At 47.1% G+C, this 15933-nt stretch carries 15 protein-coding genes; 11 read left to right on the top strand and 4 right to left on the bottom strand.

Annotation, left to right across the window (positions count from 1 at the left end):
• Positions 1-113: 113 nt before the first annotated feature.
• From HMPREF9439_RS04075 to HMPREF9439_RS04065, 3 genes are read left to right on the top strand one after another with little or no spacing between them, the layout of a single operon-like run.
• A complete protein-coding gene (locus HMPREF9439_RS04075; RefSeq protein WP_337437547.1) occupies positions 114-398 on the top strand; it encodes a Y-family DNA polymerase in 285 nt (94 codons plus the stop codon).
• Positions 399-434: 36 nt separating this feature from the next.
• Positions 435-659, top strand: a complete 225-nt coding sequence (locus HMPREF9439_RS04070; protein ID WP_008863820.1) for a DNA polymerase Y subunit UmuC family protein — start codon at positions 435-437, stop codon at positions 657-659.
• Positions 634-1125 carry a DUF4113 domain-containing protein gene (locus tag HMPREF9439_RS04065; RefSeq protein WP_167535254.1) on the top strand — a complete coding sequence of 164 codons (492 nt, stop codon included), beginning with the start codon at positions 634-636 and terminating at the stop codon, positions 1123-1125. The genes HMPREF9439_RS04070 and HMPREF9439_RS04065 overlap by 26 nt, the downstream gene beginning before the upstream one ends.
• A 76-nt stretch (positions 1126-1201) precedes the next feature.
• On the opposite strand, the gene HMPREF9439_RS04060 is transcribed toward HMPREF9439_RS04065, so the two are convergent.
• Both HMPREF9439_RS04060 and HMPREF9439_RS04055 read right to left on the bottom strand, forming a co-directional pair.
• Positions 1202-2533, bottom strand: a complete 1332-nt coding sequence (locus HMPREF9439_RS04060) for a sodium-dependent transporter (RefSeq protein WP_008863818.1) — start codon at positions 2531-2533, stop codon at positions 1202-1204.
• Positions 2534-2613: 80 nt separating this feature from the next.
• On the bottom strand, positions 2614-3486 hold the full coding sequence (locus tag HMPREF9439_RS04055; protein ID WP_008863817.1) for a hypothetical protein: 873 nt from the start codon (positions 3484-3486) through the stop codon (positions 2614-2616).
• A 174-nt stretch (positions 3487-3660) separates the two neighbouring features.
• Between HMPREF9439_RS04055 and HMPREF9439_RS04050 the strand changes: the two genes are divergently transcribed.
• Complete coding sequence (locus tag HMPREF9439_RS04050; RefSeq protein ID WP_021867752.1) at positions 3661-4221, top strand: hypothetical protein; 561 nt, start codon at positions 3661-3663, stop codon at positions 4219-4221.
• 234 nt (positions 4222-4455) lie between these two features.
• A complete protein-coding gene (locus HMPREF9439_RS04045; protein WP_008863814.1) occupies positions 4456-5829 on the top strand; it encodes a dicarboxylate/amino acid:cation symporter in 1374 nt (457 codons plus the stop codon).
• An 84-nt stretch (positions 5830-5913) separates the two neighbouring features.
• Here the strand turns inward: HMPREF9439_RS04045 and HMPREF9439_RS04040 are convergent, their stop codons facing one another.
• Together HMPREF9439_RS04040 and HMPREF9439_RS04035 are read right to left on the bottom strand one after the other, a co-directional pair.
• Complete coding sequence (locus HMPREF9439_RS04040; protein WP_008863813.1) at positions 5914-7185, bottom strand: amidohydrolase; 1272 nt, start codon at positions 7183-7185, stop codon at positions 5914-5916.
• Positions 7186-7271: 86 nt separating this feature from the next.
• The gene (locus HMPREF9439_RS04035) at positions 7272-8549 is read right to left on the bottom strand and encodes a pyridoxal phosphate-dependent aminotransferase (protein ID WP_021867749.1); all 1278 of its coding nucleotides are present in this window, start codon (positions 8547-8549) and stop codon (positions 7272-7274) included.
• Between the two features lie 63 nt (positions 8550-8612).
• On the opposite strand from HMPREF9439_RS04035, the gene HMPREF9439_RS04030 reads away from it, so the two are divergent.
• The 6 genes from HMPREF9439_RS04030 to HMPREF9439_RS04005 all read left to right on the top strand — a co-directional run bounded on the left by HMPREF9439_RS04030 (position 8613) and on the right by HMPREF9439_RS04005 (position 15860).
• Positions 8613-9692 (top strand): LysR family transcriptional regulator, encoded by a 1080-nt coding sequence (locus HMPREF9439_RS04030; RefSeq protein WP_008863811.1) that lies wholly within the window; start codon positions 8613-8615, stop codon positions 9690-9692.
• A 365-nt stretch (positions 9693-10057) separates the two neighbouring features.
• The gene (locus HMPREF9439_RS04025) at positions 10058-11254 is read left to right on the top strand and encodes an RNA-guided endonuclease InsQ/TnpB family protein (RefSeq protein ID WP_157645823.1); all 1197 of its coding nucleotides are present in this window, start codon (positions 10058-10060) and stop codon (positions 11252-11254) included.
• Between the two features lie 586 nt (positions 11255-11840).
• Positions 11841-12809: an aminopeptidase gene (locus tag HMPREF9439_RS04020; RefSeq protein WP_021868592.1), complete on the top strand. Its 969-nt coding sequence runs from the start codon at positions 11841-11843 to the stop codon at positions 12807-12809.
• Between the two features lie 45 nt (positions 12810-12854).
• A complete protein-coding gene (locus HMPREF9439_RS04015) occupies positions 12855-13808 on the top strand; it encodes a tripartite tricarboxylate transporter substrate binding protein (RefSeq protein ID WP_008863808.1) in 954 nt (317 codons plus the stop codon).
• 20 nt (positions 13809-13828) lie between these two features.
• The gene (locus tag HMPREF9439_RS04010) at positions 13829-14296 is read left to right on the top strand and encodes a tripartite tricarboxylate transporter TctB family protein (protein WP_008863807.1); all 468 of its coding nucleotides are present in this window, start codon (positions 13829-13831) and stop codon (positions 14294-14296) included.
• A 10-nt stretch (positions 14297-14306) separates the two neighbouring features.
• Positions 14307-15860, top strand: a complete 1554-nt coding sequence (locus tag HMPREF9439_RS04005; RefSeq protein ID WP_008863806.1) for a tripartite tricarboxylate transporter permease — start codon at positions 14307-14309, stop codon at positions 15858-15860.
• Positions 15861-15933: the final 73 nt, after the last annotated feature.

Genomic DNA, 15933 nt, shown 5'->3' with positions numbered 1-15933 from the left:
CATAGTTTTTGTTGAGGCCCTTCGCCTCAATTCGTACTTCACGATTCACTTTAACCTCTGAGGACTGAGATAGGTGTGAAGAGGGCCGAAAACGGGCATGGAGATATCATCCCATTACCCTTCGCTTCTCCAGAAAGAATGAATGCTTTGCCAATATGAGCGGCTACGAAGGTCTAGGTGCTGACCTAATCCAGTTGGGTTTTCGGATCAAGGAAAAAGTATTTAGGAATGTCGGCATCCTCACATGCGTCGGTATCGCACCGACAAAAACCTTAGCCAAATACTGCAACCATTTGGCCAAACACTACGCCGGGCTTAAAGGTGTGTGCAATTGGCTCGACTTAACGCCTCAAAGACAGGCAAAGGCGCTTGCCTGCGAACCTGTCTCTGAAATTTGAGGCATCGGCAGGCGTTACACCGAGCATCTCGGCAAGATGGGCATTCGTACCGCCTTGGATTTAGCCTGTGCAGATGCAGAAGCCATCCGTGATCGGTTCGGTATTACGCTTTCTATGACGGTACGAGAACTTCAGGGAACGTCTTGTATTCCGTTGGAACTTGTAAAACCAAAAAGACAGCAAATTCTGCGAAGCCGCAGCTTCAGTCATTTGATCTGCGACAAAGACGAATTGCTTGACGCCATCACTTTCCATGCATAGGAATGCGGAAGAACCTTGCGCCACGAGGGTATGGTGGCGCACACCGTCGGTATTGTCTCCTTTCCGCCGGCAGGACGTCCAGCAGCACGCTTATCCGTGTGTGGGACTTCCCTACCCGATCTCGGACACCAATACGATCATTCACTGTGCCCGACGGCTGCTCAATCAAAGTTACCGCAGAGACTTCCTCTATAAACGCACCGGCGTCTACGTCGGTGAAGTCGTTCCGAAAGATGCCGTCACCAAGGATCTTTTTGAAGAGCCGGAGACAGAACAGCAAATCATCTGTGAACTGATGGACTCCATCAACACGCGCTACGGTAAAAATACGCTCTGCTTTGCGGCTTCTAAATTAGGAAAAGACACTTGGGAAATGTCTCGCGCACGTTTAAGTCCCGGATATATCACCTGCTGGAAAGACCTGCCTCGCATCGGGCCACTCTTAGAAGAAATCGTTCCGTTCTGATCGACACATCGAAAATTCAAACCGACGGGAAAGCCAAAAGCTCGCCTGCCGATTTCGTGATCTCAATAAGCTGTTGTCAGAGAAGACCGGTCAGTACCACGGTAACAATCAGAAGCGGCGACAGAATACCGATCACGATACGAATTGCCCAGAGCAGCCAAGACTGCACGGGACCGGCACTGGTAAGCTGCTTAGCCGTCACCTTCCAGGCAATCCAAGCCGCTGCCACGCTGAAGCCAATTTCAGACAGCGGCATACCGACATTGCTCGTCAGGAAGTCGAGCAAATCAAACACGTTCTTGCCGAACATCTTGAAGTCGGACAGGGATCCGAAGCTCAGAGTGCAGAAAAGGCCGATGAACGCAGCCAAAGCCGTTGTGATCCAAGTCACGGCCGCTCGGGACAGACGGGTATAGTCCAAAAGTGAAGCCACTACGGCTTCAAGCATGGACATGGAGCTCGTAATCGCCGCCACAACCAAGCAGAAATAGAAAAGAATCGCAAAGAAAACACCGAACGGCATCTGCGAGAAAATCGCCGGCATCGTCACGAATGTCAGACCGGGACCCGCAGTCGGAGACAAATTAAAGGCAAACACGGCAGGCATCACCATTAAGCCGCCGAGCACAGCAGCCATGATCGCCAGGAATGCAACCCAAGCCGTAGAGGTTAAAAGATTGACTTTCTCGGAGAGATAGCCGGCATAAGTTACCATCACGGCCGCGCCTAAAGACAGCGAGAAGAAAGTAAATCCCATCGCGTTAAAGATCGCAGACGAGGTAAAGCCGCTCCAGTTCGGTTTAAAGAGATATTCCAGACCTTTAACGGCGCCGGGAAGCGTTAATCCTCGGACAATTAAGATGAGCATGAGGATAAAGAGCACCGGCATTAGGAATTTAGCCAGTCGTTCGATCCCTTTCTGTACGCCTAATGAAACAATCACCGCGTTGGCGAGCAAGAAGATGATCTGATAGAAGTACGCTAAGGCGCCGTTGCTCACAAACGAACCGAAGTTTTTATTGAGTTCGTCCGCATTAGAGACAATTCCGGTTCCTGTGAACGCGTCGATCAAATATTTGATACACCAGCCGCCGACGCAGGAATAAAAGCAAAGAATCGCAAAAGCGGTAACGACACCGACCGTGCCGAACACGCCCCAGTGCTTGCCGACCACTTTCTTTAATGAGCCGATCGCACCCATTCTGCCCTCTCGGCCGATGACGTACTCGCTGATGAGCATCGCCACACCGACTGTGAAGGTAAAGAGCAGATAAGAGAGAAGAAAAACAGAACCGCCGTTATTGCCGGCAAGATAAGGGAATTTCCAAATCGCGCCCAAGCCGACGGCAGAGCCTGCACTTGCCAGAATGAATCCGATTCTGGATCCCCATGTGGAATTTGAAGCCATAGTCTTAATCTTGTTGGTTTAGCTGCTGTATATGTTACAGGCTGAAACCATCACCAGAAGGATCCGAAACAACAGAATGATCAGCGGCCGTCCGGTCGACCGCTTCGACACGTATCTTCAGAGACAAAAACCTTGTCAATCAACTGATTGTTTTTATCGACATGTTCGATTTCGTAAGCAGGAAATCCTTCTTTGAATCGGTCTCTGAACTGCTGGTTCAGACAAACACCGTTAAAGCCTCCGGTCACCAAGCGATGTTTATCTTCCTGAGAGAAGTTAGCGGCAAGATTCTGAGTATGTTTGATGCGGTAGCGGATCACACCGTCTTCAGAAACACCCAGAGGCGTGACTTCGTAGCCGTCCTCACTTTCGATTTCAGGAATTTTGGCGTAAGGCGTTTTAAGGAGCTGCTGAGCCGTCTTCGGCTGATCGTGCAGGATTGAACCGATCGCCGGAAGCAGGTCTCTGGAGATATACGTTGAATTCAGGTTTTTATCGAAATTCAGGCAAGCTTTGGTTTGAATCTTCGCACTGTCAAACCGCGTCCCTTCTCCGTCTAAAAATTCGTAGTTTACGTTTCCGATGCTGTGGTCGTAATAGGACGGCGCTTCAACACAAGTTAATCCGAGCAGGAAGGTTTTGAAGTATTTCTTTTCTGCGTCTGTAAAAGAAGGGCCCTTGCGTGCAGCAAAATTTAAACGCACGTTGATGTTGGATTTTTCGTCCTGACCTAAGACAGAGGCTTTGACTCCTTCGAGCGAAGCAGAATTTGCTGTGAGTGCGGAAGCAAGTTTTTCGTTTAGGGCTTCTACGCTAAGTGCTTTTGAGTTTTGAGCTTCCTGTTTATCCGGCTGAATTTCTCCGGATTGGGTTCCGACAAATTCATAAGCCAAAATAAAAACGGCACCGACTCCGGCAATCACATAGCGATAATCCACTCCGAACCACTTCACTTTTCATTCCTCCGAACGCTCTGAGACTTACAGTCTTATATTAGTAACTTTTCCTCGCGGACAGAGCCCGAAAATCAATTTTGAGCTGCAATTTCGTGTACCTTAAATGCGCATAGAAAGGAACACAGTTGGATTTGAATCTGTATGCTTTCCTGAAAATTAACGGAGGTCTGCATGATCAAAAAAACTCTTCCTTTTCTTTTGGCTGCCGCTTTAGGCCTATCTGCTTCTGCCATGGTTCAGGCTGCCGGTACGGCGCCGAAATCTAAATCCGTGCCTTTATCTCAGCAAGTTCAGGATCTCAGAGAGACTGTACTTCAACTCCAAAAGCAAGTGGACTACCTTGAGATGCTGGTTCCGCCGTCCACAGCAGTTTTAATGCCGGACGCAAGAAAGCTATCCAGTATCCGTGTTAACGGTGCAACATTCCTAATGTCCATTGACAAACCTTCCGGAAACGCAAAAGGCAGTGATTTTGTTCTCACTATCGTCAACCCGCAAAGCATTACTTATACCAATGTCGCTTTTGATATCCGCGTGTACGGAAAGGACGCCAACGGGGACCCGAACGCTTATACAAACGCTCTGTTGGTTTCCCGTGTCACGCCGGCTCTCGCACCGGGCCAGACAACACAGTTCCGTTTTGCCGTACCGGGCATGTCGCCTGAAGACTTCACGGCCGCTTATGTTGCTTCCATGACCTTCGGGGGGATTGCCTCCCCTGCAACAGAATAGCCACTCGCTGAAAAATCATCTCAATCCGAGGCTCAAAAGGCTTCGGATTTTTTTATTTGGACGGACAGATGAGCATTAGAAGACAGATTTTATAAATTATTCAAATTGTTACCGAATACCTCTTTTGGGATACTTGTCACAAGAGCGTAAAAACCGTACCGCAAAATCATTCCTTTGTTGTTAGATAAAACCCTTAACTAACGGGGATTTATCCCATTTATTAGGAGTGACTGAATGAAAAAACCATTATATAAAGTACTGTACGTGCAAGTTCTTGCAGCCATTGTTATCGGTGTTCTTTTAGGTTTTTTCTTCCCGGATATCGGCGCATCCATGAAACCGCTCGGGGACGGTTTCATTAAGCTCATTAAAATGCTCATCGCTCCGGTGATTTTCTGCACTGTCGTCATTGGAATCGCGGGAATGGAAGACATGAAGAAAGTCGGGAAAGTCGGAGGTTTAGCCCTTCTTTACTTTGAAGCCGTCACAACGCTTGCCCTATTTGTCGGACTCTTTTTAGTAAATATACTGCAGCCGGGCGCCGGAATGCATGTTGACCCTGCAACATTAGATATGAATTCCGTCTCGATGTATGCAACAGCCGAAAAGCCTCAGTCGACTTTGGACTTTCTGTTTCATATCATTCCCTCCTCCGTTGTCGGGGCCTTTGCGCAGGGCGACATTCTCCAAGTCTTGTTCTTCTCGATCACTTTCGGCTTTGCCCTCCAGTTCTTGGGCGGCTCCCGTCACCCAGTCTACGAACTTATTAAAAAAGGATCCGACATCCTTTTCCTCATGATCAACTGGATCATGAAGGTCGCGCCAATCGGGGCTTTTGGTGCCATGGCATTTACAATCGGCAAATACGGCATACACTCTCTGCTACCGTTAGGGAAACTAATGCTGGTTTTTTATGCCACCTGCTTATTTTTTGTTTTGGGCATCCTCGGTGCGATTTGTCGCTTCAACGGTTTTTCAATTCTTCGCTATCTGGCTTATATTAAAGAGGAACTTCTCATCGTTCTCGGAACCTCGTCTTCCGAAGCTGTCCTTCCTCAAATGATTACCAAAATGCAAAAAGCCGGCGTCAGCCGTTCCGTCACTGGTCTTGTAATTCCGACCGGATACTCGTTCAATCTCGACGGAACAGCGATTTACCTTACGATGGCGGCGGTGTTTATTGCACAGGCCTGTGACATCCAAATGACCTTCACTCAGCAGGCGACGCTGTTAACGGTTCTCCTTTTAACTAGTAAAGGAGCGGCCGGCGTTTCAGGATCCGGATTTATCGTGTTAGCTGCAACTCTTTCTGCCGTCGGCGACATCCCTGTCGCCGGTTTAGCACTAATCCTCGGCGTGGACCGTTTCATGAGCGAAGCAAGGTCCATTACCAACATGATCGGCAACGGTATTGCCTGTGTTGTCGTCGGTCGATGGGTGGGAGAATTAAACAAAGAACAGTTAACCGATACGTTAAGTAAAAAAGGCAAAGACGTAAATCTCTTGGACGAGCTCGAAGACGAGATCGAATCAGAAATCGGAGATGTCCTTTCTCCTCAGCAGGCTTTGGCTCCGATATCTATCAAAGAATCAGCCGAACAAAGATAATTTTTCAAAAATTTGACAGTTAAAAAGCCTTGGAACCCACAAAAGGATCCAAGGCTTAATTAATGCCGTTATGGTTAACCGCAGTTAACAACCATTGATCTTCCGGATCAGGCCCTTAAACATTTCAAATCCGATCTCAAGAGCGGCCTCATCAGCATCGAAATCCGGCTGATGATGACCTGCCGTTCGATCGGCCCCGATCACAAAATAAATACATTTTCCGAAAAGCTGCTGAATACGCTTAATTATGATCGAGGCATCTTCAGAGCCTCCGAAATCGGAGTGAGTCGTGACTGCTTTAACAAGGGGACATTGACTTGCAACCTCTTTGAGATATTCAACAAGCTCCGGGTCATTCTTGATGTCATATACCGTCCCAAGATCTTCAATCGAAAGTTGAACATCCAATGACTGAGCTGTTCCTTTGAGTATTTCTTGAGTTCTCTTCACTAGGTAGTCATTAACCTCTGTCGTTTCTCCTCTGAGATCAATCTCCATGTAAGCTTGATCCGGAATAATATTTCGGCCGCGTCCGCCTGAGAGCTTTCCAACATTGATCCGAGACGCTCCTTTACTGCTTCTTGAAATCCCCTGAAGGAGCATGAACGCCGAACAGGCTGCTGCAAGGGCGTTTTTCCCTGCTTCGGGCTCACTCGCACAGTGCGCAGCCCGACCTTTGAAATCAACATTGAACTTGGTTCCGCACAGGAAGCCATAAGGATCAATGACAACTTCACCTGTACGAGCCATCATTCCGACATGTGCGGCTGCAAAATAATCGGCCTCATCCAACAAGCCTGAAGCCGAAACCGCTCTGGCCCCGCGAGAACCTTCTTCCGCTGGCTGAAAAAGAAGAATAATCTTTCCTCGAAGTTTGGCTCGCTGTTCGGAAATCCATCTTGCAAGCACTAAACCGATTGCCGTATGAAAATCGTGTCCGCAGGCATGCATACAATTATCATGCCGCGAACGAAAACCCAGCAGATTCGGCAAATGCTGAGCGTCCTCCGTTTCCTGAATCGGAAGAGCATCTATATCAAAACGCAAAACGAACGTTGGTCCGGACTTATGAGTCTCAAAAGTCGCCATTACGCCGGTAAATTCGTCAAGAATGTGAATGAACTCTTTGGGAACGCCATTGTTTAAAGCACGTTTCGTACTGCTTTTGACCTCTTCTTCATCTCGATTCAAAACGAAAGCTTCGTTCAAGATCTCCTTGCCAAGTCGTAGCTTGAACGGCAAAGTCATCAACTGCTGATAGATGTACCAAGTCGTCTGGAACTCGGTCCAAGCTGTCTCAGGATAGGTGTGCAAGTTTCGTCGGTGTTGTTTGAGGAGTTGTGTTATTTGTGACATATTCAATAACCTTTCACACCGTGGAATCCTTTCTTTTCGAAGGTTCGCACGGTGTGAAACAGTGGTTCTTATGGAAGCATGCAGTGCTAACGATGTTCTCGAATCACTTCCGCCATTCGGGATAAAGCTGTCGCAACCGTCCGACGGTTTGGACCATAGGAGAAGCGAACCAAATGGCTATAAGGTTCTTTTGTCGGACGGTTGCGGTAAGGACGAACATCAAAGAAATGACCGGGCACAGTGATAACCTTTTTCTTAAGGCATTCATGGAAGAAGTAATCTGCATCCGTTAGTTTTCCCGGAAGGTTCTCAAGCGAGGCCCAAACATAAAAAGTGCCTAGAGGCTGCGGATCGGGGACTCTTATTCCAATGGATTGGAGTCCGTCAATCATGAGCCTGCGTTTAACTGCAAATTCTTTTCTTGTGGCAAGCAATTCAGCTTCTGCGTGTCCGGAAGAAAGCTCTTCAATTGCCGCTCTCTGAACGATCGTCGACGGACCGCCGTCAACAGCGCTGGCAGCTCTGTTAACCATTTCAATTAAGTATTTAGGTCCGACCATCCACGCAGCTCTCCAACCGGGATAGCGAAATCCTTTAGTCAGTCCGTCAAAGACAACTACAGGATCTTTATTAACATCTTCGATAAACGGCAGCACCGAAACCGGTTCTTTCGAGGGTGAACCATCCTCTTCATAGGCAAATGTCGCATAAAATTCATCACATCCGAGAAGACAATTTTCTTTACGGCAAATGTCCACATAGTTGGCTAAAGATCCTCCTTTTACTGATTGACCGGTAGGATTGCATGGATTTGAGAAGATATAAGCGTCCGGTCTGTATTGTTTAATGAATTCGGAAAATTCTGTGTCGGAAACCATGAAACCATTTTTCTCTTGCGCCCTTAACTCAATCAATTCGCAAGAATGACGCAGAGGGTACAAGTAATCTTCATAAGCGGTATAGTCCGGATTTTTATAGGCTATCCGGCTGCCGTCTTTGAAAATACTAAATAGGCGCGTCAAAGCTAACCGTCCGCCGGAAGCAAAAGATATGTTTTCCGCCGAATACGGTTTCAGACCACGACGATAGGTTCTATTAATCCAATCAGCGACCGCAGCTCGAACCTCGGGGGTTCCCCCGACCGGACCGTAAGCGGCGTCGATCGGTTCTTCTAAGCTGACTGAATTAATTCTCGGAGGCGCTCCCGTGATCTCTCCGACCTCCGGCTGCCCCTGACCGACATTGCACCATTCCGGATGCCCATTGTAAAAACCAAGCTTGGAGGCTTCATGGATTGTCCAAATCACACCCATATACGGGACAAATCTGGCCATAGGAAATAAAGATGAGGGATTTTCAAACATATAGTCTCCAAGAAAACAAGGACTTCGGAATAGTTTCCTTCATGTTAGGAAAAAGTAGAACTCATGAAAATGTATGATTTCCAAATCCTAAGTTGTTCTTTCGTACAACTTGTTCATTGGTATTATTACCAAGACTTAATTGTAGGAGTCGCTATGAAACTGTACGACCGAAAACTCAGTTGGAAGATTTTTTGTTTAATAGGTCAAGGTCGAACACTGAGTCATGCTGCGCAGGAATGCGGAATTGACCTGCCCTATGCCTCGAGGCTGATTTCCAAATTAGAAGACGAATTAGGCTTCTTCTTAGTACTTCATCGTCCGCGCCCGATGAAACTCAGTGAAAACGGAATAAAGATTTTTCCGTTCGCTGAAGAATTCGTTGCCGCGCAAGACCGTCTTGAAAATGAATGCCGAGAAATCGGCGTTAATCTTCAGAAGATACCTAAACGCAGTATTCGTATTTCACTGCCGATTAATCTTAATAAGGAACCTCTCTTAGAAAAATTGGTCAACTATGAGCGACGAGAAGGTAGCGGTGTAACTTTCGAATTTTCTGCAGATATGGGGCTGAGGGCACTAATAGAACGAGAAACCGATATTTCTGTTGGTTTTTATCGCAAGGAGGAACCAACCCTTACTTGCAGGCAAATTGCGGAGTACCGTTTTCCCCTGCTTGCCTCCAAAAAGTATCTGGCAGAACATCCGGCTCCTAAAAAAGCTCAGGATTTAGAAAAACACGTCCTGCTTCTTCGCTATAAGACAAGCCCGGCTTTTTCTCCGATCCTCTTGAAGAAAAGTGCAAATAAAACTTCAGATCCAAACACCAGCATTGATCTGGAACGTTTGCCACATGTCTTAAAAGGCGACGGATCGTACTGCAGAAGTATGCTTTTAAAAGATGTCGGTATCAGTGTTGATTTAACATTAGGTGTTGTGGCAGAAGAGATTCAAAGCGGGAAGCTGGAGCTGGTCTTGCCCGCCTGGGGCAGGCCGGATGCACCTCTCTGCGTTTACTGTCGTAATTCTAATTCAGAAAGTCCGTTATATCGTGAAGTTATAGATTTGATATCGACAGAAATTTCAAAGATCGTCTCTGAAGAAAGGGCTCTTTTCGATCAACTGGCCTCCCGCTCCTTGGGCTAACCTGTGGTTTTAATCCTGTCTTGAGGTGCTTCATATTCGAGCACCTCATTTTTTTTCTTTTTAGGTTAACCTATCCAAAATCAGTCAACCTCAGGTGACTCTGAAACTTTTTTATCAACAGGGCCCGTAAAACACCGTCATTCATGACGGTGATATAAGGGCCTCACAGATTCGTGGTTCGGCATATTTTGATACCTAATTTGTCGGTGGAAATCGAGAGCCCATCACGGCTGATTGCGGAATAAGAGAAACGGAACCAAAGATACTTCACCCAAAATTTATCTCGGATTTTACAATATCGTTTTTCCCGATGATGCAGCCTATCCGACTTCGTTACAATAGGTCATCACAGTGGGGGAACATAAGTGTTAATAAGGCGCGGTTTTAAATTCGAACTAAAACCAAACGGGATGCAGAGTCAACTGATGAAGCAATTCTGTGGCTGCGCCCGTTACGTCTACAACCGCACCTTATCCCTTGAAAGGTCGCTCTACAAAAAAGACAACAAGCACTCCTTCAAATACGCTGAGGCAGCCAATAGACTTCCTGAATGGAAAAAGAAAAATCCTTTCTTAAAAGAGTGTCACAGTCAAGTTCTTCAGCAATCGCTGAAGGACCTGGATCAGGCTTACACCAATTTCTTTCGGAAGCGGGCTAATTTTCCAAAGTACAAGGAAAAATTCCGGAATGACTCCATCAGATTTCCCCAGGGCGTTGAACTTGATGAAGTTAAACAACAGATCCGACTGCCGAAAATCGGCTGGATGGGATATCGAAAAAGCAGGGATATCATCGGAACCATTAAGAATGTCACTGTCAGCCGGCGCGGGGAGAAATGGGATGTCAGCATACAGACTGAGTATGAAGTCGTCTCATCTGCTCCCAATCCTTCTGAAATAGGAATAGACATGGGTGTCAAACGTTTTGTGACTATGTCAAACGGTGACTTCGTTGAACCTCTAAACGCTTTTAAGCAGGAGCAGGAAAAACTTGCCAAGCTGCAAAGGAAACTTGCGCGGCAAAAGAAAGGAAGCAGAAACAGCAGAAAGACAAAGCGAAAAATTGCTCGATTGCACCGCTATATAGCCGACAGCCGAAGAGATTTTCTTCACAAGACCTCTACAAAGATAGCTAAAAACCACAGCATCGTATACGTTGAGGACCTTAAGGTCTTGAACATGTCCGCTTCTGCCAGCGGAACAAAAGAATCGCCGGGCAAAAACGTCAAACAGAAGAGTGGACTGAATCGATCAATTTTGGATCAGGGATGGTATGGCTTTTTCCGGATGCTCTCCTACAAATTAGAGCGGAGAGGCGGAAGGCTGATAAAAGTAGATCCCAGAAACACGAGCCGAACTTGTCCTCGATGCGGGTTTGTCTCTGCAGAGAACAGAAAATCGCAAGCGACCTTTGCATGCATTGGCTGCGGTTACCGCTCCAACGCAGATGAGGTCGGAGCGATAAATATATTAAGGGCCGGGCAGGCCCGGTTAGCCTGTGGTATGAGTGGTGCAGTAAGGCCGCTGTCAGCAGGAACCCAAAGAGACCGACTGCAGCATTAGGCTACGGCCGCTGCAGAGGTGGTATGGAATCCTTGTCATTTATGACGAGGAGGATGTCAACATCATTGATGTCACAGCCAAAAAGCAGGCTAAAGTCAATTGTTTGATTTTTGGAGTGGTTTTCATATTTCTTCCGAGGGACCTATCTACTGCATTAGTCTCGCCGGCTTCTGGAAATGCGTGGAAACACTGTGAGCCACAGAAGTTATAAAAAAAAACCGCTTTTTTATACCAACAGGGGTTACTAAGGGGAGATTACTGAATCAAAAAATAGCCTTTCTATTATCGTTTTCTTGCACGCTTCATCCCATGCCATGCTAGGTCCTTTCTTGCACTTCGCTTAAAAATCTTGACAGAAACTGTTTTCAACTTAACAGTGCATTCGTATAACTATTTTCAAATAGATAGCGCAAACTTGGCATAGTTCTTGCATAGATTATTTTGAAACCTAGCAGAATCATCCAACCAATAATTAACCTGACTAGTTTTCAAAGCCTCAATAAACCAACTTAAATGCGTCATAGCTGTGCAAGGATGCCCTAAATTGGTGCGACTGCTCGATGATGGCGCAAAGAAAGGAAAAGTGATGAAAGAACTTCTAATGATGAAGGGAGCCAAGACTTTAGTCGATGTTGCTACAAAAGTGCAAGCCGGGGAAACTGTCCTTTTGGTCACTGACTATGCTAAAACAGACATCGCTCAAGCCGTTGCTGCCGTTGCCTGTGACCGAGGTGCAGAAGTAATGATTATGTGTATGAAGCCTCGCAAACGGGCCGGAGAAGAACCGCCTGCAGCCGTGGCCGCCGCCATGAAAAATGCGGACGTCGTGATCGTGCCCGTCAGTTACTCTATTACCCATACACATGCAGTAAAAAATGCGGCGGCAGCCGGAGCTCGAATCATCGTCATGACAGATTTCACCCCTGAAGTTATGATGCACGGCGGGATAGAAGCTGACTTTGATCAAATCAAACCAACCTGCATTGCTGTCGCCAAAGCCCTGGAAACTGCCGAAGAAATTCATATCACCTCTCCGGGAGGAACTGATCTTCGTTTCAATACGAAAGGAAGACGCGGAAATGCGCTTTACTGCGTAGTTGAAAAAGGTCAGTTCTCTACCATCCCCACTATTGAAGCAAATACAACCCCTATAGAGGGGACTGCAGAAGGGATTATTGTATGCGATGCTTCAATTCCATATCTCGGTATCGGCCTTGTAGATGAACCCGTCATATGCAAAGTCGAAGGGGGCTTTATCACTGAAATCAAAGGCGGAAGGGCTGCAGAAATCCTTCGCAAAGATTTAGCCAGCCACGCCGACAAAAACAGCTACAACATTGCAGAACTCGGGATTGGTTTGAATCCGAAGTGTCGTATGTGCGGAATCATGCTTGAAGACGAAGGAGTCCTCGGGACCTGTCATATCGGCATCGGCACAAGCCTTACCCTCGGCGGCGTTACCAAGGCACCGTGTCACTACGATCTCATCATGTGGCATCCGACCATCGTCGCCGATGGAAAAGTAATTTTTGACAAAGACCATCCGACGCTCTGACCAAAATTATCCCCAAAACTTTATTTCCATTCCAAGGACAAAATCATGAAACGCAGAAACCTTCTTTCCTCCCTTTCTGTTCTTACCGCTCTAAGCCTCTTTGGCGCCGGTTCAGCCTATGCAGCAGATATTTATCCTTCTAAGCCGCTCTTGACAATCGTTCCTTTTAGCGCAGGAGGCGGCAATGACATCCTTCTTCGCATCATGGGTAAATACGCGGAAAAACATCTCGGTCAAACTCTTACCATTGACAATAAACCAGGAGCCGGCGGCCAAATCGGCTGGACCCTTCTGAGTAAAGCCAAACCGGATGGTTACACAATCGGTGCAGCTTCTTTACCTTCAATGATCATGATCAAGGAACTGCGTAAGAATGTGCCTTTCTCTATGGATGATTTCACCTTCATAGCAGCTGTTCAATCTGACCCAATTGTCTGGGTTGTCAACGAGGACAGTCCTTATACAACAGCAGCTGATTTCATCAAAGCAGCTAAAATCAAAACTTTGAATGTCGCCGGAGACGGTCCGCAGTCTAATGTTCAGCTCCAGCATCTGATCGCTGAAAAAGATCTTGGTATTAAGACAAATTTCGTTCCCTTCAACGGCTCAGGTAAGGCACTTACAGCATTGATGGGTAAAAAAGTTGACCTCTGTGCTTCAACACTCTCTGCCGCACAAAAGCAGCTCGGCAACGGACTTAAAATTCTCGTGGTATTCGCTGACCAGTCCGCAGCCTCCGCTCCCACTGCCAAAGAAGCTTTCGGAAAAGATATCGCGCCTGCAGGCGCAGCCATCCGCGGCATTTGCGCGCCCAAAGGCTTAAGTCCCGAAGTATTAACTAAATTAGAAAACGGCATCAAAGGGATTTGCGAAGATCCGGATTTCATCGCTGAAACCAAGAAACTCAAGCTGGATATCGGCTTTAAAAACGCCCAAGAAACTCAAAGAATTGTCTCTCAGACCTCCAAACTAGTCTCAGAAAACAAGAACCTCTTCTAACATTTTGTCGGGAGTCAATCATGGAACAAGAGAACATCCGAAAAGAAACGTTTCTAGCGACTCTTCTTTTGCTCGCAGGAACTCTGATCTTATGGAAAGGCTATTCATATGAACCGGACTCCCGACAGTTCCCGGTCTTCTTGGGCTGGCTTTTCGTGTCTTTCTCGATACTCAATGCAATCACCCTCTTTAAAAAATTCAAAGCAGAAAAGCTATCTCTTTCCTTTGAGTTTCACAGACCGGGTTTTCCTCTCTCCTTGACAATTCTGCTGTTAGTTGGAACTTACGCAGTCGCAGTCCCGCTGCTCGGCTACTATTTCTCTACATTCTTATTCTTAATACTGGTGATGGCCGGATTTGGCTGCATCCGTAAAAGGAGCCTATTGGTTTATCTAGGAGTAACGCTTCTATTCCTTACCGGCGTTTATTTCTTCTTTACGCTCTTGCTCGGCACACGATTGCCTGTCGGCGAGATATGGGCTTTTTAGGAGGGCAGCTATGGATCTTTCAGCACTTTTTCCTGCTTTTTTCCAAGCATTGGAACCCGGAATGCTGGGGATGGTTCTCCTAGGGACAATTCTGGGCATTGTCGTGGGCTCTCTGCCAGGACTTACGAGCACTATGGGCGTTGCCCTTCTGGTACCTTTCACTTTCAGCATGAGCCCAGCGATGGGACTGGCTCTTCTCGGTGCCATTTATGCCTCTTCAAGTTACGCCGGCTCCATCAGTGCAATTCTGTTAAATATTCCCGGAACTCCCTCGAACTGCTGCACGCTACTTGACGGTTATCCGATGACTCAGAAAGGGCAGGCTTCTCGCGCCTTAGCGTTATCTACGATCGGTTCGGCAGTCGGCGGAATTCTCTCTGTCTTTGCCCTTTTATTTCTTGCTCCCCCTTTAGCGCGTTTGGCTTTGGAATTCGGCTCTCAGGAATATTTCATCATGGCGCTTTTCGGAGTCGCCATCATCGCTGCGCTTTCAGAAAAGAATATTGTTAAAGGAATGATCACCGGTATTTTTGGTCTCTTACTTTCGATTGTAGGAATGCATCCGATTACCGGGGAAGCGCGCTTTACCTTTGATCTGCCGGAACTTTTCAACGGTTTATCTCTAGTGACTGCATTAATTGGCCTCTATTCTCTTCCGGAAGTTGTCTCAATGTTAAGAGACGAAAAAGATGCCGTTAAAGTCGAAAGTTCGGTTTCCTGCTCTGGAATTATCCGCGCGATGAGAGAAATCCTGAAATACAAAATGCTGACTCTCAGGGCCTCAATCATTGGCATCATAATCGGCATCGTCCCGGGAGCCGGCCAGTCCATCGCTTCATTTATTGCCTACGATGACGCAAAGAAATCCGCCAAAGATCCGAGTCATTTCGGCGCCGGCTGCCCTGAAGGCGTTTTGGCTTCAGAAGTTTCCAACAATGCCGTAGTTGGCGGTTCGCTCGTTCCTGCCTTTACGTTAGGCATCCCGGGCAACGCCGTATCGGCTGTATTGATCTCCGGGCTGATGATTCATGGACTCCAGCCCGGGCCAACGCTTTTCCAAGAGAATGCTGAGACTGTTTACAGCTTTATCTTCAGTTTACTCATCGCTAATGTCGCTTTCATTCCCATCGGAATCCTTTGTGCCAAATACTGCGTCAAATTGCTGGCAATGCCTAAACCCATCCTTGCCTCATTAGTGCTTGCGTTAGCAGTGATCGGCTCGTACGCCGTCAACGGCTCAATTGTTGAAGTTTGGGTCATGATAGGTTTCGGAGCATTGGGATGTGCAATGAAGCACTTCAACCTTCCCAGAGAACCTTTGGTTTTAGGTTTGGTACTCGGCACAATGGCTGAAAGTGAATTAGCGCGTGCCCTGGCCTTGGTACAAGGAGATGTCGGTCAATTGCTTTTGGGAATATTCTCAAGCCCAATCTGCATGATTCTAATCGGCTTAATTCTTTATTCCATCATTCGCTCACAATACAAAAAAAGGAAAGCTTCAGCCAAGCCGTCTGACCAAAAAACGGAATTATCGGAAGAAGCCCGGATTACAGCGGCTTCCTGACCTCTTTCCTCTTCCTCTACCCGAAGAGGAGGAGGTCAGCTCCGCGGAGACCGGACTTTTCGGTCTCATTTCA

Source organism: Parasutterella excrementihominis YIT 11859 (genome assembly GCF_000205025.1).
Taxonomy (GTDB): Bacteria; Pseudomonadota; Gammaproteobacteria; order Burkholderiales; family Burkholderiaceae_F; genus Parasutterella; species Parasutterella excrementihominis.
Note: the sequence above shows the minus strand (reverse complement) of the source record. Positions and strands in the feature narration are given on the sequence as shown.

What these genes read in the sequence shown, in the direction of transcription:
- HMPREF9439_RS04070 (WP_008863820.1), top strand. Translation starts at nt 435, where the DNA reads ATGGGCATTCGTACCGCCTTGGATTTAGCCTGTGCAGATGCAGAAGCC.
- HMPREF9439_RS04060 (WP_008863818.1), bottom strand. Translation starts at nt 2,533, where the DNA reads ATGGCTTCAAATTCCACATGGGGATCCAGAATCGGATTCATTCTGGCA.
- HMPREF9439_RS04050 (WP_021867752.1), top strand. Translation starts at nt 3,661, where the DNA reads ATGATCAAAAAAACTCTTCCTTTTCTTTTGGCTGCCGCTTTAGGCCTA.
- HMPREF9439_RS04045 (WP_008863814.1), top strand. Translation starts at nt 4,456, where the DNA reads ATGAAAAAACCATTATATAAAGTACTGTACGTGCAAGTTCTTGCAGCC.
- HMPREF9439_RS04040 (WP_008863813.1), bottom strand. Translation starts at nt 7,185, where the DNA reads ATGTCACAAATAACACAACTCCTCAAACAACACCGACGAAACTTGCAC.
- HMPREF9439_RS04035 (WP_021867749.1), bottom strand. Translation starts at nt 8,549, where the DNA reads ATGTTTGAAAATCCCTCATCTTTATTTCCTATGGCCAGATTTGTCCCG.
- HMPREF9439_RS04030 (WP_008863811.1), top strand. Translation starts at nt 8,613, where the DNA reads ATGAAAATGTATGATTTCCAAATCCTAAGTTGTTCTTTCGTACAACTT.
- HMPREF9439_RS04020 (WP_021868592.1), top strand. Translation starts at nt 11,841, where the DNA reads ATGAAAGAACTTCTAATGATGAAGGGAGCCAAGACTTTAGTCGATGTT.
- HMPREF9439_RS04015 (WP_008863808.1), top strand. Translation starts at nt 12,855, where the DNA reads ATGAAACGCAGAAACCTTCTTTCCTCCCTTTCTGTTCTTACCGCTCTA.
- HMPREF9439_RS04010 (WP_008863807.1), top strand. Translation starts at nt 13,829, where the DNA reads ATGGAACAAGAGAACATCCGAAAAGAAACGTTTCTAGCGACTCTTCTT.
- HMPREF9439_RS04005 (WP_008863806.1), top strand. Translation starts at nt 14,307, where the DNA reads ATGGATCTTTCAGCACTTTTTCCTGCTTTTTTCCAAGCATTGGAACCC.